The organism is Streptomyces sp. NPDC007901, assembly GCF_042959465.1.
Lineage (GTDB): Bacteria > Actinomycetota > Actinomycetes > Streptomycetales > Streptomycetaceae > Streptomyces.
Genome location: NZ_JBIBKW010000007.1, coordinates 16723 through 31434 on the forward strand (window position 1 = coordinate 16723; position 14712 = coordinate 31434).

The following is a 14712-nucleotide window of genomic DNA, read 5'->3' on the forward strand; positions in this document are numbered from 1 at the left end:
ACGGGCGCGCCCCTGTGTAACTGCGGTGACCGCTACCGAACCACGATGATCACGATGCTCCCGTTGACGAATCGGTGATCGAAGCGGTTGTCAAAGCGGTTGTCGAAGCGGTTGTTGAAGCAGAACCCCGGGTGATTGAAGCAGAACCCCTGGTGGTTGAAGCGGAACCCCTGGTGGTTGAAGCGGAACCCGCCGTGGTCGGAGCAACGCCAGTCGTTGTTGCCGAAGCACCAATTGGTGGGCGCCTGGGTGTGCACGGCAGGGGCTGCTGCGGCCGTGCCGGCTGCGCTGATCGCAGCGCCGCCGGCCATCAGAATGCTGGCAGCGAACGCCGCGCCGAGACGCCTCGCGCGTTGTGCTCGCATGATGGATACGCCCTTCCTTCCGACGTCTCGCGCGGCTCTCGGTGGCACGAGACGGATGGCTGCAGCCGCGGAGCACGTCCCGCATCCAAGATCCCGCTGTACTGGACCGGCCGATCGGGTGCGCACTCCCAGAATGCGACCTACTTCCAGTACGTCTGAAACGTCCCTTTGGATTGCCTCCAGGCGGACCGGCGGGGTGGTGCCGGCGAGATCCACAGCAGTCGGCCGTCCGGACCGGTCGCCGGCTGCACGCTCACCCCCGTACCGGCGGCGCTTGTGGGAACAGTGGGCGCGGCTGTCGCCGACCCGGTCGCACTCGGCGAGAGACCGAATGTGAAGCACGGCGGTTTGGCCCGATGCCCTGCGATGACCGGGCTTCGGAGCGCCGACGCACTGTCGTCCGGGTGCCAGGCCGCTCCGACCAGTACCGTTGCCGACCGCTCGTGCGACGGAGTAATGCCGGCCGCCATGAGTGCCGTGTGCGTCAGTGCGCGATGCGTCGAGCCGTCGTCAGACTCACGATTTCCATGAACTCGCATGTACTTCTATCAACCCACCGTATCCGCCCTGGCAGGTCAGGAAGAAAGGACTGAAGCCGACAGGCCGACGTGCCGGTCTCAGCGCGTCCTTTCTCCGGACCCTGGCGCGGTTCGCACACGGTCCGGTGTCTTCGACGGTCTCGGGGCGGCACGGGGCGCCGGCCTCTCTCCCAGCCAGGCGAGGAAGGCGAGGACGAACAGCCCCTCGACGATCAAGGACAGGGGGCCGTACGGCGGTTCCCAGCCAGGTTCGTAGTAGCCGTACGGCAGACCGACGGTGCGCGACAGCAGAAAACCGACGATCATGCCGAGGCTGACGACGGCCCCGGTCAGCCAGGCGGCCATGGGGCGCTTCAAGGCGACCAGCGCCGCTGCCACGACCAGCATGACGACACTGCCCACGGCGAACAGGACGCCGATGTAGAACTTCTCCTCAAGGTGATCAGGGACGAGGAGACCGTGCAGCACCACATTGCCCAAGGCGCAGCAGACTCCCAGTCCTCTCAGGGTGACTTCGGTGACAGAGGCCGAGTTCATGATGGCTCCGCTTCTCTCGTGCACGGAGTGGATCGGCCAAGGCGCTCACCGCGCAGTTCCACGCAGCACGCGCCGGGCTTCGGGGCGAGTACCGCTGGGGTCTGAACACCTGGTTGACGGCGCAAGACCAGTTCCGGGGCCTCGACGGGCATGGTGCGGAAGGAGCATTTACCCAGCAGGGAAGAGGCGGTGCGTGCCGGCTCGAAGCCGAACTTCCCCCAGCGTCCCGACCGTCACGCCGGCTCGCGCTCGGGACCGAGGCACTCAGGACGCACGCGCTCGCGCCGATTCCTCGTCCGCCGGCTCATACATCTGGGGCTTACGGCCGGGGGACGGCGGCGAGTGGCGGCGCCGGGGGGTGGCCAGGCTGGTCAGCGAGTCACGATCCCATCCCGCTGGGCAGAAATTCCGACCATGGATATGGGCGAAACCCACCAAGGTGCTGTTTCCGGAGGTGTTGCCTCCTGTGCCCTGGTACGAAAACGGCGCTCGAAGGGATTGCATCGAGGGGCTGGAACGCGCAACAACTTTCCCAAGCTTTACCGAGGCGGGAATTCCGCTGATCGTCGAGTTCGGCCTACTCGCCTTGCCTTCGCCTCTACGAGCACTGCGCGGCCGGAGTCGGTGGCTGCAGTCAGCGCATGCCGGAGCTGTTCGAGGGAGGGCGCGCATGCCAGACCGTCGATGATCATGACGTCGGCCACGCCCCACTCGCCGCCGCCACCGCGCTTCGCAGCCGACGACAGGATCAGCGCGGGGGGCATCAGCTCACGCAGGCTCGCTCCGGACAGGGCGAGGGCGTTCCCCGTGTGCTGAAGATCGTGCCCCGGGCAGAGCCGAGCAGCCGGGAGGGGAGCCGGGGGCCAGTGGCGGGTTGAGGTGGCTCGCGATCCGGAAGAGGGGTGGACGTGCCAAGGGTGGCCGTGGCCCGCCTTCGAACCGGGGTTTCCGCATCGAGGCGGACCCGAGTACGACGTCCTGGGCCGCTGAACGACACATGGCCACGATTCTCGTCGCTCGCTCCGTGTGAAGCCTTCGGGCCAGGGGCCCGGGGGTTCTTTGTTATCCGGACCGGCGAGCGGGTGCCGCACCCCCGGGGCTCGGAGGACTCCCCCTGCTTCTCCTCACCGGTGTGTCAACGCCGTAGCAGGAGTTGACCATTCACCTGCCGGGATCCAGCCGCTGGGCGAGGTCGTGGGCGGTGGCACTGGTGAGGTCACCGACATAGGCCCCGACGACTTCGAAACGGCCGCCGGTGATCGAGGAGGTCACGTAGGGCCTGCCGCGGAGCTTGCCGTCGATGACGATGGCGAACTCGTTGCGCGGGGCCGGGGCCGCCGCGATGGAGCCGGTGAGGGCGGCGAATCGGGTCCGGTCGGTGGGGCTGAGGGTCACCTCGACCTGCCACGTGCCGTCGGTGACGCTTTTCTCGGCCTTCGCGGAGGTGACATGGACGTCGGTCATACCCCTGGCCTGGTCGACGCGGACACAGAACGCGGGTTGGGTCGCGGTCGCGCGCACGGTGTAGCCGCCGCTGCCTCGGGTGCAGGCGTGCTCCATGGACGAGGTGACGGGCAGAAGGGAGACCGGGGCCGCCTTCCCTGAGTTCCCCGTGCCACCTCCTGCAGCGGGCTGAACCACGTGCGCGCGGGGGGTCGCGCCGTCCGCGACGGCCACCCAGGCGGTGGCGACCACGGCCACGGCGGCGACGCCGACCCCGGCGCGGGTCAGCCGCTGTCGCCGCCGGGCGACCCGCAAAGCACCGTCCGCCAGGCCGGCCAGGCAGGCACCGACGACGTCACCGCCGCTCTCCCGCACATGTGTGTGCAGGGCATCGTGCAGCAACGTGTCGTGCAGCGGGTGTTCGATCGAGTCGTTCATGCGATGACGCCCCTTCCGGAGGCGGTGGAGGAGGAGGCCGACGGCCCCGCCTCGGCCAGGGTGGTGCGGAGAGAGGCGAGCGCCTTGTGGGTCTGGCTGCGGACCGTCCCCTGGGCGACGCCCAGAATCGCGGCGATCTCGTTGTCCGGCCGGTCCTCGAAGTAACGCAGCACGATCACCGCACGCTGGCGCTTGGGCAGCCGCCGCAGCGCGGCCATGATGTCCTGCCGCTGGACCACGGTGTCGGCCCAGTCGGCGGCCTGCCCGGACGGCTGGTCCGGCAGGGTGTCCGTGACCGTCTCCCGCCCCCAGCTGAGGAGTCGGAAGCGATCCACCTGGGCGTGGTAGAGCGCCCGCCGCACATAGATCTCCGGCTGTTCCCGGTCACGCAGCTTCGACCAACGCCGAGCGGTGGAGGCAAGCGCGGTCTGGAGCAGGTCCCGGCCCTGCTCCCAGTCCCCGGTCAGCAGGTACGCCGTGTGCAGCAGCGGTCTCGACCGCGCCGCCACGAACTCTCGGAACTGGCGTTCCTCGTCGGCGTTCAATGTGCCCTCCCTCGTTCCTCTGTAAAGACGGGTGGGGAAGGAAGTTCGACTGCCCTGCCGGTCGCACTTTCTCGACCACGACGCCGCGAAGCTCGCCGTGGGGAGCATCGCGGGGATGCGGCGATCCAGATCGCGGTGTCCCCGGCCGATGGCCCGATCGCTCCATACGACCGCGGAATCTCGTGCAGGATGACGCCTGCCTACTTGGTAGGCCGCCTGCTGCAACGCGGAGACGCTTGCCGCGCCAGAGGTCGGTATGGGGGTCGGGACCAACGGCAGCCGCTACCGGGCGTGCCACTCCCTGGCGCTGGCCGCGTAGACCGTACGGCGGGCGCGGTTGAGGTTGCCGACGGGGGAAGCGCATCCACGGACCCGGTCCTTCCGCATCCGTGTACCGGTCCAGGCCCTCGATGCCGGAGCGCTCCAAGACCCGTCGAGCCCCTGACGCCCGGCTCGGACGGTGCCGGTTCGTGGTTCACGATGCCGTCGACTCCCCTGCGGACGGCCTGGCCAGTAAGCACTACCAGACACCCTGTAACCGACGTTTCCGCAGGTCAAAGCCCTGTCCAGAGAAAACTCCCCAAGCGGGTGTCGCAGGTTCGAATCCTGCCGGGGGCACAAGAGAAAAGGCCCAGACCGATCACGGTCCGGGCCTTTGGCATCCCCTTCTGGCATCAGGGGGGCTGATCACTGACGACCGGCCGGAGACGCCCTTGGGGACTGCTCATCGGCGGAGCCGGTCGAAGCGGAACGGTGTCAGGGGCTCGGGACGGTGGCCGGTGAGGAGGTACTGGGTGAGTTTGTGGCCGGTGACCGGGCCCAGGGTGATACCGAGCATGCCGTGGCCGGTGGCGGCGTAGGCGTTGGCCTGGCCCGGGACGCGGTCGATGACGGGCAGGCCGTCGGGGAGGAAGGGGCGGCCTCCGACCCAGGGGTCGCGGATCAGGCCGACCAGGTCGTCGGGGTCGTCGAACCAGCGGCCCAGGTAGTGCCGGCTGGCGAGGGCGACGGCGACGATGCGGCGCCAGTCGAGGCGGTTGTTGTTGCCGCTGAGCTCCATCGTGCCGCCGATGCGCGTGGTCGTGCCGATCGGTGAGGCGACGGCCCGGCGCTCGCCGAAGTAGAGCGTGTGCCGGGGCGCCGGGTCCAGGTCGACCGAGAAGCTGTAGCCCTTGCCCGCCTGGAGGGGCAGCGGACGGCCGAGGCGGCTGAGGAGGGTCGAGGAGCGTGTGCCGGCCGCGATGACGACGGCCGCGCACGGGATGTCGCCCTGGGTGGTGCGCAGTGCGGTGACCCGGTCCCCGGAGGTGCGGAAGCCGGTGGCCTCCGCGTTCTCGTGGAGCTTCACCCCCGATGCGGCGAGCGTCTCGGCGAGCGCGCGGGCGAACGCCTCCGGGTCGACCACGCCCTCCCCCTTGACGAGGTACGCGGCGCGCACCCGGTCCGAGAGCGCCTCGTCCAGCAGCCGCGCCGCGGACCCGGTGACGACGTCGTCGGGGAGCGGGTAGCGGTCGTGGGCCATCTCCCGCTGGACGGCGAGGTGGTGGCGGGCCTCGGCCGGGGACAGGAAGGCGTGCACCATGCCGGGGCGGGTGAGGGTGGTGTCGACGCCGGCCGTGCGCAGGCCGTCGAAGAGGTCGAAGGTGTCGCGGTTCAGTTCGGCGATCGCCGCGTAGCCGCGCTGGAAGGCGGCCGGTGTGCTGCTGCGCCAGAACCGCCACAGCCAGCGGACGAACGCCGGGTCGGGCAGGGGGCGCAGATAGAGGGGTGAGTCCGGGCGGCCCAGTGAGCGCAGGGCGTAGCGCACGACGCCGGGGGCCGGGACGGGGCTGGAGTGACTGAGGCAGACCCAGCCCGCGTTGCCGCGGGAGGCTCCCGAGGCCAGGCCGCGCCGCTCGACGACCTCCACGGGGATGCCGGCCTCGGCCAGGTAGTAGGCCGTGCAGAGGCCCACGACTCCGCCGCCGACCACCACCACGGGGCCGTCACCGACGAGGCCGGGCGTGGCGGTCATGACGCGGATCCGTACGAGGCGAGGAACTCCCGGGTCCGGGCCTGGGCGGGGTTGTCCAGGACGTCCCGCGGCCTGCCCTCCTCCACGATCCGGCCGCGGTCGACGAACACGACGTGGTCGGACACCTCGCGGGCGAAGGGGAGTTCGTGGGTGACCAGCAGCATGGTCATGCCGTCCGCGGCCAGCTCCCGCATCACGCTGAGCACTTCCCGGGTGGCCTCCGGGTCGAGGGAGGACGTGGGCTCGTCGAAGAGGAGTACCTCGGGCTTGAGGGCGAGGGCCCGTGCGATGGCGACACGCTGTTGCTCACCGCCGGAGAGCATCTCGGGCTGCGCGAGGGCGCGGTGGGCCACGCCGACCCGGCGCAGCAGCGTGACGGCTCGCTCCAGCGCCTCCTGCTCGGGGACACCCGCCGCGCGCTGGGCCAGTACGACGTTCTCCACGGCGGTCAGGTGCGGGAAGAGGTTGAAGCGCTGGAACACCATGCCGACCGTGCGACGCAGTCCGGGCAGGTCCCGGCAGACCTTCCGGCCGTCCTGGTGCACCACTTCGCCGGCCACTTCGACCGTGCCGTCGTCCGGGGATTCGAGCAGGTTGACGCACCGCATCAGCGTCGTCTTCCCGCCGCCGCTCTGCCCGATGACGCTCACGATGCGGCCCCGGTCGACCTCCAGGTTCACGTCGTCGAGGACCGTGCGGCCGTCGAAGGCCTTGCGGAGTCCTCGTATGCGTACGACCGCCTCGGTGGGCGACGCGCACGTGGTGTCGGTCTCGGCGGTGGTCACGGGCTCGGTCATACGACCGCCTCCTTCCGGTCGGTTGCCGTGGTTCCGGTGCCGAGGTCGGCGGCGAGCAGGGCGCGGGCGGCGCGTATCCGCCGCCGTCGCCACGGGGACAGGGGGACGCCGGCCCGCACCTTCCGCTCCAGCAGCAGGAGCAGTTGGGAGAGGGGGTAGCACAGGACGAAGTAGACGGCGGAGATCACCAGGTAGACCTCCAGCGCCCGGAAGGTGGCCGAGGTGATGAGCCGCCCCTCCGACATCAGCTCGGCGGCGGAGATGGTGACGAGCAGTGAGGTGGACTTCAGCAGGTCGACGAGCATGGTGTTGGTGCCGGCCAGGGCCAGCCGGACGGCCTGTGGCAGGACCACGTGGCCGAAGATGCCGGCCCGGCCCAGGCCCAGTGCCTCGCCCGCCTCCGTCTGTCCGGCGTGCACGCCGCTGATCGCGGAGCGGAAGATCTCGGAGAGGTAGGCGGCGTAGAAGACGACGAGGCTCAGGCATCCGGCGGTGAACACGTCGAGCCGGATGCCGGCCGAGGCCAGGCCGAAGTAGGCGAGGAAGATGATCGCGAGGAGGGGGACGTTCTTGAACACCTCGGTGTAGACGGCGGCGAGGGCCCGTGCGGGCCACACCCGGCTCAGCCGGAGCAGGGCCACCGCCAGCCCGAGGAGCACCGCGCCGGCGAAACTGACCACGGTGTACGACACCGTGCGGCCGAGTGCGGCGATCAGGTCGGGGCGGTAGTCGGACCAGGGAACCTGGAAGAAGCCGGACATGTCATCCCCTCACTGGCCGATGGAGCCGATGGACGGCGGGGTCCAGTCCGCGGGCCGGTCGACGCCCCGACGCGCGACGGCCATGTCGGCCGAGGGCTTGAGGAACTGCTCCGGGTCGCCGCCGTACTTCTTGATGAGCTTCGCCAGTTCGCCGTTCTGGTACATGGCGTCGATCTGCGCGGAGATCGCCTTTTCCAGCTTCGGCTCCTGTTTGGGGAGGTAGAAGCCGGTCTGGTACGGCTGGAAGTAGGAGTAGGCGGGCTTCGCCTTCACCTGCGCGGCGGTGGGCGGGGTGAGGTACTCGGTGCTGATCTTCAGGTCCGGGCGTTGTTTCTGGGCCGCGATGATGAGCAGCGGGTCGAGGAAGCCGACGTCGATGCGGCCCGCGCCGAGGTCGTCGAAGACTCCGTTGGCGTCCGGGTAGGCGTGCAGCTTGGCGCCGGGTACGGACTGGATCGACTTGACCCAGACGTAGCCCTCGACCGTGCCGAGGCTCAGGTTCTCCAGGTCGTCGACCGTCTTGTAGGTCTTGCCGTCGCGGACGGCCATCGCCGGGGGCGAGTAGTAGGGCGGGTCGGTGAAGAGGCCCTGCTTCTGCCGCTCCGCGGACCAGGCGACCCCGCCGATGGTGATGTCGACCCGACGGGACTGCACCCCGGCGAGCATGCCGGCGAAGTCCGTCACCTGGGGTTTGATCTCCAGGCCCAGCTTCTTGGCCGCGTAGGCGAGGATGTCGCCGTCCAGGCCGACGATCTTGCCGCCCTGGACGCTGGTGTACGGCGCGTACGGCTCCACGGCGACCTTGATGACGCCGGGTGTGAGGGTGCCCAGCGCGGCGGTCTTCGCGGAGACGTTCTTCGGAGCGTCGTCACCGCCCGACCCGCAGGCGGCAACGGAGGAAAGGAGGAGGAAAGTTGACAAAGAGGCGGCGATGGAGCGCACACGGATCATCGGCATGAGCCTTCCGTTCCGGCTGAGGGAGCCCGCCGTTCACCGCGCTGTGCCCCCGGCGGGGAGGTGATTGGGGCCATACGCTAGGGAGCGGCCCGTCATACGTCACCGGTCACTTCGTACACAGTTGTCGCTGGAATCGATCCCTCCGCTGTACGGTGCGTCCAAGCCCGGCCCGCCCCGCGACGGGAGGAACGCCCGTGCTGAGCCCGTCACTCGCGCAGGAGATCGCCGGGGACACCTCCGCCGTGATCGGCTTCAACGTGCTGATCACCGATGCGGAGGGCATGGTCATCGGCAGCGGCGACAGCAGCCGCGTCGGCACCTTCCACGAGGCGTCCGTGCAGGTCATCCGCACGCAGGAGGCCGCCACGCACGACGCGTCCCAGGCCCAGTCGCTGCGCGGAGTGCGCCCCGGCATGACCCTGCCGCTGATCGCGGGCGGGCAGGCGGTGGGGACGGTCGGGATCACCGGCACGCCGACCCAGGTCCGGCGGTTCGGCCTGCTGGTGAAGCGTCAGACGGAGATCCTGCTGCGGGAGTCCGTGATGCTGCGCTCCCGGCTGCTGGCCGAACGCGCGGGCGAGAAGCTGCTGGCCGACATCGCCGCCTACGACCCCGAGGTCGTCGAGGGTGAGTTCCTCGTGTTCCGGGCCGCCGAACTCGGCTTCGACCTGCGGCTGCGACGGGTCGCGGTGGCGTTCGAGGTGACCGTGCCCGGCGCGGCCGCCCACCGCCAGGGCGCCCCTACCCTGGCACTGGTCCGTTCCGAACTCCTCCGCACCGTCGGCGAGGTCTTCGCCGACCCCCAGGACATCATCGCCTCCACGGCTCCCGGCTGGATCGGCGTCCTGCACCGGATCCCGGCCGGGAGTTCCACGGCGTCCCTGGCCGCCGACTGCCGACGGGTCACCGACGTCATCGCCGCCCAGGACGGCCTGGCCGCCCGTGCGGGCATCGGCGAGCCGGCCGCCTCCGTCGGCGGGCTGCACGACTCCTACCAGGACGCGTGCGACGCGCTCCGCCTCGGTACCCGGCTGGCGAGCGGCTCCGCCGTCCACCTCATCACCGATCTGCGCGTCCACCAGGTCCTGACCTCGGTGAGTCAGTCCGCCCGCAACCGGCTGCTCGACCTCACCACCGCGGACCTGCGCACCCAACCGGACTGGCCGGCGCTCCGCGACACGATCACCGCCTGGTGCGAGAACGGGTTCAACCTCGTCAGGGCTTCCGAGGCCCTGCACGTCCACCGCAACACCGTCGTCTACCGGATGAACAAGATCGAGCAGATCACCGGCCGCCCCCTGCGCGAGCACCGGACCACCATGGCGCTCTACCTCGCCTGCCTGGCAGACCAGTTGGGCGGCGGCGCCGACTCCGCCGTGCCACGACAACGCAGGGAGCGCCGAACGACGCCGGTGAAGAAGCCCGGCGATCCGCGGAGCCAGCCGAGCACAAGCTGAACCGAGCGACGCCCGCCGGACCCACCGCAGTCGACGTCCGTGCAGGTCACAGCACTACCCAGGGAAGACTCGGGTGGTGAGGCGGTCCGGGGTCGGCCAGCGTACGTCGTGGGCCCAGTGGAGCTTTTCGAAGATGCGGATGAGGCGGGCTGCGGGGTCGAGTTGGCCGGGGAGTACGCCGTGGCGGGCGCTTGTGGGGTCGGCGTGGTGGGAGTTGTGCCAGCTTTCGCCGAAGGAGAGCAGGGCGAGGGGCCAGAAGTTGGTGGCCTTGTCGCGGCTGGCGAAGGGGCGGCTGCCGGCGACGTGGCAGATCGAGTTGACCGACCAGGTGACGTGGTGCAGCAGTGCCATCCGGATCACGCCGGCCCAGAAGAAGCCGGTCAGGGCGCCGGTCCAGGTGCCGGTGACGAGGCCGCCGGCCAGCGCCGGGGTCAGGAGGGAGACGGCGGTCAGGGGGCCGAAGAGGTTGCCGATGAGCCGCAGATCGGGGTCGGCGGCGATGTCGGGGGCGAACCTGGCCCGGTTGCTCAGTTCGCGCTTCAGCATCCAGCCGATGTGGGCGTGGAGGAGTCCCTTGAGGAGTGCGCGGGTGTCGGTGCCGTAGCGCCAGGGCGAGTGGGGGTCGCCCTCGCGGTCGGCGAAGGCGTGGTGGCGGCGGTGGTTCGCCACCCACTGGACGGGGGAGCCCTCGACCCCCAGCGAGCCCGCTACGGCGAGGGCGATCCGCAGGCCCCGCCGTGCCTTGAACGAGCGGTGGGTGAAGAGACGGTGGTAGCCGACCGTGAGGCCGGCCAGGGAAATGACGTAGAGGACCACGGCCATGGCGAGGTCCAGCGCGGACAGGCCCCAGCCCCACGCGAACGGCACCACGGCGATCAGGGAGATCGGCGGAGCGAAGACGAAGATCCACATCGCCACACCCGCCGCGGCCGTCTGGGGAGCGTCCAGTAGGGGCTTGGCCCCGGAATCGGCTTGGGGTGCGGTGGTGGGGGGTTTGGTGGCGGTGGGTTCGGTACGGGCGATGTCACTCGGGTTCATCGGGGGCATCGGGGTCATCGGTTCCTCACCATCGCTCAGGCTTTTCGGAGCCGGTGGTGGACCGACCTGGGTCGCGCGCCCGGGTGGTTTCGGGCGCGTACGGTGGTCCGTTGCCCACGATCGCACCGGGCGGCATCCGCGCAGGCCGTCGCCGATGGCCGGGGCGTGAACGTCGCGGAACTGGATCTCCGTGGGCGGCAGTCGGGCCTTGGTGTCCGGTTCCGGCATCCGCGGGGGCGGTCGCTCCCGCCCGGGAGGCGCCTGCGCGGGCGATGAGCTGAGTCAGTCCTGGGCTGACCGGCCTCCTGACATCCACGCTCGGGGTCCAGCGGAGGCATCCGGTTGGTCGGACCGCGGTCAGCCGACCGGGGCGAGGCGCCGGAGAACGACTCGGCGCCCCCGACACCCGCCTCTTGCGTTGCCGGGCACCCCCGAACCCTCGACATTGCAATTAGCAAAGGGAAAGCAAAGAGGCGGTCGAGTCTCATCACTGCCTGGATCAGCCTGAATGTGACATCGCTCAAATACTTTGCATTTCGCTCCTGAAATGCCTAGCCTCCAAGTGTACGAAACTGTTTCGATCAGTTACTGGGGCGACAGCCCTTGTGCACGCGGAGACGAGGTGTCGTCGGATGGGCGCTCCACAGACCGCTGCGCGGACCGCCGAGGCGGCGCCCCGCGCGCGCAGACTCACCCCGGAACGCGAGGGCGAGCTCTACGACGCCGTCCTCGACGGGCTGCGCGAGTACGGCTACGACGCCCTGACCATGAACGCCGTCGCCGCCCGCTCGCACTGCAGCAAGGCCACGCTCTACCGGCAGTGGCAGGGCAAGCCCCGGCTGGTCGCCGCGGCCCTCCGGCACTGCAAGCCCTTCGACCTCGACGGGCTGGACACCGGCTCGCTGGCCGGCGATCTCCACGAGCTGGTCCGGCGCTTCACCGGCGCGCGCAAGGACGTCGAACTCGCCCGGATCATCTCCCCCGCGCTGCACCGGAACCCCGATCTCGCCGAGGCGCTGCACCAGGCCGTCGTCGAGCCGGAGCTGGCGACGCTGCGGGAGATCGTCGAGCGGGCCGTGGCCCGCGGCGAGATCCCGGCGGACTCCCCCACGGCCGCCCGTCTTCCGCACCTGCTGATCGGCGCCGTCCTCGCCCGGCCCATCGTCGAGCGGCGCGAGGCCGACGCCGACTACCTCGAGCACTTCCTGGAGACCGTGATCCTCCGGGCGCTCGTCAGCACATGAACGGCATCAACCGCGTCAACCGCACAACCGCATGAGCCGCAGAGACCACCAGCACCACTAGCACCACTTCCGGAGAGCCCCGCCATGTCATCCACTTCTGTCGACGCGCACGCCGACGCCGCGTCAGCCGCGTCCGCGTCCGCCGCGTCCTCGTCCGCCCGGGGTGCCAAGCACCAGGCACCACACCGGTGGTGGGTACTGGCCGTCATCGGCCTCGCCCAGCTGATGGTGGTGCTCGACTCGACGATCGTGAACATCGCCCTGCCGTCCGCCCAGCGGGACCTGGGGTTCTCCAACGACGGCCGGCAATGGGTGGTCACCGCCTACTCGCTGGCCTTCGGCTCGCTGCTGCTGCTCGGCGGCCGGCTCGCGGACTTCTTCGGCCGTAAGACGACCCTGCTGATAGGCCTGATCGGGTTCGCCGGTGCCTCCGCGGTGGCCGGCGCCTCGCAGAACCTGACGATGCTGATCGTCGGCCGGGCCGTCCAGGGTGTGTTCGGCGCGCTGCTCGCGCCCGCCGCGCTGTCCCTGCTGACCACGACCTTCACCGACGCCAAGGAACGCGCCAAGGCGTTCGGCGTCTACGGCGCGATCGCGGGCAGCGGTGGTGCCATCGGTCTGCTGCTCGGCGGTGTCCTGACCGAACACCTGAACTGGCGGTACACCCTCTACGTCAATCTGCCGATCGCGGTCGTCGCGGTGATCGGCACGATGGTGTTCGTGCACCGCCCCGCGAAGGGCCCGCGTCCCCGGCTCGACTCGCTGGGCACGCTGCTCGCCGCGGGCGGCATGTTCTCGCTGGTGTACGGCTTCGCCAACGCCGAGACCCACCCGTGGGGCAACTGGATGGTCTGGGCGTTCCTGGCCGCCGGTGGCGTGCTGCTCGCTCTCTTCACGTTCTGGGAGACCCGGACCGCCCACCCGCTGCTGCCGCTGCGGGTGCTGGCCGACCGCAACCGTGCGGCCGCCTACCTCTCGGTGTTCGTCACCGGTGCGGGCATGTTCGGGATCTTCCTGTTCCTGACCTACTACCTGCAGGAGACGCTGGGGTACTCGCCGGTCAAGACCGGTCTGGCCTTCCTCCCGATGATCGGGGCGCTGATGGTGTTCGCGCAGCTGGCCACCATCGTCGTGGTGCCCCGGGTGGGCGCCAAGCCGATCGTCCCGGTCGGCGCGCTCCTCGCGGCCGCCGGCATGGTCTGGCTCACCCGGCTCGACCTGCACTCGGCCTACACCTCGGACGTGCTGGCGCCGCTGCTGATCATGGGCGCCGGTATCGGCATGGTGATGCCGCCCGCGATGAGCCTGGCCACCCTCGGCGTCGCCCCGCAGGACCAGGGCGTCGCCTCGGCGACCACCAACACCATGCAGCAGGTCGGCGGCTCCATCGGCACCGCGCTGTTCTCCACCCTGGCGGCGACCTCGGCAACCGACTACGTCAAGGACCACCACCCGGTGACCCCGCTGGTGAAGGCCAACGCCGCGCTGCACAGCTACGCCACCGCCTACTGGTGGGCGGCCGGTTTCTTCGTCGTCGCCGCCGTCCTCGCGGCGGTGCTCTACCGCAAGGGCAGCCCGATGGCCCAGACCCAGATCCAGGACGCGACCCAGATCCAGATCCAGGCCCGGACCGAAGGCATGGCCGCGACTGCGGAAGAGGCGGAAGAGGGGGCCGCGCCCCTGGTCCGGCCCCGGGCCGCGGCTCTCATGGACCTGCCGGGTCCGGCGGCGGGTGTGTCGGTGTACGGCCGGGTGCTGGCGGCCGGCGGCGGTGTCCCGGTGCCGGGTGCCGTGGTCACGCTGATCGACCCGACGGGTCGTCAGCTCGGCCACGCCCTCGCCGACCCGGCGGGCCGCTACACGGTGAACGTCCCCGCCGCGGGCTCGTACGTCCTGGTCGGCTCGGCCGCCGGGCGCCAGCCGCAGGTGGCCACCCTCTCGGTGGGCGGCTCCCCGGTCGAGTACAACCTGGTGCTGACCGGCACCACCGGAGTGACCGGCAGCGTCCGCTCCGGCGACCGCCCGGTGACCGGAGCGCTGGTGGTCGCCACCGACCTGTACGGCGAGGTGGCGGACTCCACCGTCACCGGCACCGACGGCGGCTACCGTCTCGGCGAACTGACGGCCGGGGAGTACGTCCTGACCGTGAGCGCCGTGGGCCACCGGCCCACCGCCACCGCGGTGACCGTCGGAGACGCCGGGGCCGCGCAGGACGTGTTCCTCGCTCCGGCCGCCTCGGTCCGCGGCACCATCCGGGGCAGGAGCGGCTCGCCCCTGACCGACGCCCGGGTGGCGCTGCTCGACTCGGCCGGCAACGTGGTCGCCACCCGCACCACCGGTGAGGACGGCGAGTACGCCTTCCCTGATCTGCCGGGCACCGAGTACACGGTGGTCGCCTCCGGCTACCCGCCGGTGGCCGCCCCGGTCCGGGTGAACGGCGTCGGGCAGGACGGCTTCGACCTCTACCTCGCCCACGAGGAGCAGGAAACGAGCGGGCAGGAGAACGCGCCGGAACCCGGCGGACCGACCTTCTAGAGGGCAGCTGCCCCGAGCCCCCCGAGCCCCCGAGCCCTCCCG

General features: G+C 70.5%; 12 protein-coding genes. 3 read left to right on the plus strand and 9 right to left on the minus strand.

Annotated features, from left to right (window positions below; translation table 11 throughout):
• Nucleotides 1–32 precede the first annotated feature (32 nt).
• The 8 genes from ACFZDK_RS22970 to ACFZDK_RS23005 form a co-directional block, all read right to left on the minus strand.
• Nucleotides 33–365: a hypothetical protein gene (locus tag ACFZDK_RS22970; protein ID WP_390975087.1), complete on the minus strand. Its 333-nt coding sequence runs from the start codon at nucleotides 363–365 to the stop codon at nucleotides 33–35.
• A gap of 617 nt (nucleotides 366–982) precedes the next feature.
• Entirely contained in the window at nucleotides 983–1441 is a 459-nt protein-coding gene (locus ACFZDK_RS22975) for a hypothetical protein (RefSeq protein ID WP_390975089.1), read from the minus strand.
• Nucleotides 1442–2602: 1161 nt separating this feature from the next.
• Complete coding sequence (locus ACFZDK_RS22980; protein ID WP_390975091.1) at nucleotides 2603–3322, minus strand: hypothetical protein; 720 nt, start codon at nucleotides 3320–3322, stop codon at nucleotides 2603–2605.
• The gene (locus tag ACFZDK_RS22985) at nucleotides 3319–3867 is read right to left on the minus strand and encodes a SigE family RNA polymerase sigma factor (RefSeq protein WP_390975093.1); all 549 of its coding nucleotides are present in this window, start codon (nucleotides 3865–3867) and stop codon (nucleotides 3319–3321) included. Before ACFZDK_RS22985 ends, ACFZDK_RS22980 begins: the two co-directional genes overlap by 4 nt.
• A gap of 724 nt (nucleotides 3868–4591) precedes the next feature.
• Entirely contained in the window at nucleotides 4592–5881 is a 1290-nt protein-coding gene (locus tag ACFZDK_RS22990; protein ID WP_390975094.1) for an FAD-dependent oxidoreductase, read from the minus strand.
• Entirely contained in the window at nucleotides 5878–6678 is an 801-nt protein-coding gene (locus tag ACFZDK_RS22995; protein ID WP_390975096.1) for an ATP-binding cassette domain-containing protein, read from the minus strand. The genes ACFZDK_RS22990 and ACFZDK_RS22995 overlap by 4 nt, the downstream gene beginning before the upstream one ends.
• Nucleotides 6675–7439 (minus strand): ABC transporter permease subunit, encoded by a 765-nt coding sequence (locus ACFZDK_RS23000; RefSeq protein WP_390975098.1) that lies wholly within the window; start codon nucleotides 7437–7439, stop codon nucleotides 6675–6677. The genes ACFZDK_RS22995 and ACFZDK_RS23000 overlap by 4 nt, the downstream gene beginning before the upstream one ends.
• 9 nt (nucleotides 7440–7448) lie before the next feature.
• The gene (locus ACFZDK_RS23005) at nucleotides 7449–8396 is read right to left on the minus strand and encodes a transporter substrate-binding domain-containing protein (protein ID WP_390975099.1); all 948 of its coding nucleotides are present in this window, start codon (nucleotides 8394–8396) and stop codon (nucleotides 7449–7451) included.
• 194 nt (nucleotides 8397–8590) lie between these two features.
• Between ACFZDK_RS23005 and ACFZDK_RS23010 the strand changes: the two genes are divergently transcribed.
• Nucleotides 8591–9853, plus strand: coding sequence for a sugar diacid recognition domain-containing protein (locus ACFZDK_RS23010; protein WP_390975101.1), 1263 nt, complete (start codon nucleotides 8591–8593; stop codon nucleotides 9851–9853).
• Nucleotides 9854–9907: 54 nt separating this feature from the next.
• On the opposite strand, the gene ACFZDK_RS23015 is transcribed toward ACFZDK_RS23010, so the two are convergent.
• On the minus strand, nucleotides 9908–10909 hold the full coding sequence (locus ACFZDK_RS23015) for a fatty acid desaturase (RefSeq protein ID WP_390975102.1): 1002 nt from the start codon (nucleotides 10907–10909) through the stop codon (nucleotides 9908–9910).
• 614 nt (nucleotides 10910–11523) lie between these two features.
• Here ACFZDK_RS23015 and ACFZDK_RS23020 point away from each other — a divergent pair.
• Together ACFZDK_RS23020 and ACFZDK_RS23025 are read left to right on the plus strand one after the other, a co-directional pair.
• The gene (locus ACFZDK_RS23020; protein ID WP_390975104.1) at nucleotides 11524–12135 is read left to right on the plus strand and encodes a TetR/AcrR family transcriptional regulator C-terminal ligand-binding domain-containing protein; all 612 of its coding nucleotides are present in this window, start codon (nucleotides 11524–11526) and stop codon (nucleotides 12133–12135) included.
• An 84-nt stretch (nucleotides 12136–12219) separates the two neighbouring features.
• Nucleotides 12220–14670 carry a DHA2 family efflux MFS transporter permease subunit gene (locus ACFZDK_RS23025; protein WP_390975106.1) on the plus strand — a complete coding sequence of 817 codons (2451 nt, stop codon included), beginning with the start codon at nucleotides 12220–12222 and terminating at the stop codon, nucleotides 14668–14670.
• Nucleotides 14671–14712 lie beyond the last annotated feature (42 nt).

Bases quoted from the DNA above. Each gene is read 5' to 3' on its own strand.
- ACFZDK_RS22980 (WP_390975091.1), bottom strand. From the start codon at position 3,322: ATGAACGACTCGATCGAACACCCGCTGCACGACACGTTGCTGCACGAT.
- ACFZDK_RS23000 (WP_390975098.1), bottom strand. From the start codon at position 7,439: ATGTCCGGCTTCTTCCAGGTTCCCTGGTCCGACTACCGCCCCGACCTG.
- ACFZDK_RS23015 (WP_390975102.1), bottom strand. From the start codon at position 10,909: ATGACCCCGATGCCCCCGATGAACCCGAGTGACATCGCCCGTACCGAA.
- ACFZDK_RS23005 (WP_390975099.1), bottom strand. From the start codon at position 8,396: ATGCCGATGATCCGTGTGCGCTCCATCGCCGCCTCTTTGTCAACTTTC.
- ACFZDK_RS23025 (WP_390975106.1), top strand. From the start codon at position 12,220: ATGTCATCCACTTCTGTCGACGCGCACGCCGACGCCGCGTCAGCCGCG.
- ACFZDK_RS22990 (WP_390975094.1), bottom strand. From the start codon at position 5,881: ATGACCGCCACGCCCGGCCTCGTCGGTGACGGCCCCGTGGTGGTGGTC.
- ACFZDK_RS23020 (WP_390975104.1), top strand. From the start codon at position 11,524: ATGGGCGCTCCACAGACCGCTGCGCGGACCGCCGAGGCGGCGCCCCGC.
- ACFZDK_RS22975 (WP_390975089.1), bottom strand. From the start codon at position 1,441: ATGAACTCGGCCTCTGTCACCGAAGTCACCCTGAGAGGACTGGGAGTC.
- ACFZDK_RS22995 (WP_390975096.1), bottom strand. From the start codon at position 6,678: ATGACCGAGCCCGTGACCACCGCCGAGACCGACACCACGTGCGCGTCG.
- ACFZDK_RS22970 (WP_390975087.1), bottom strand. From the start codon at position 365: ATGCGAGCACAACGCGCGAGGCGTCTCGGCGCGGCGTTCGCTGCCAGC.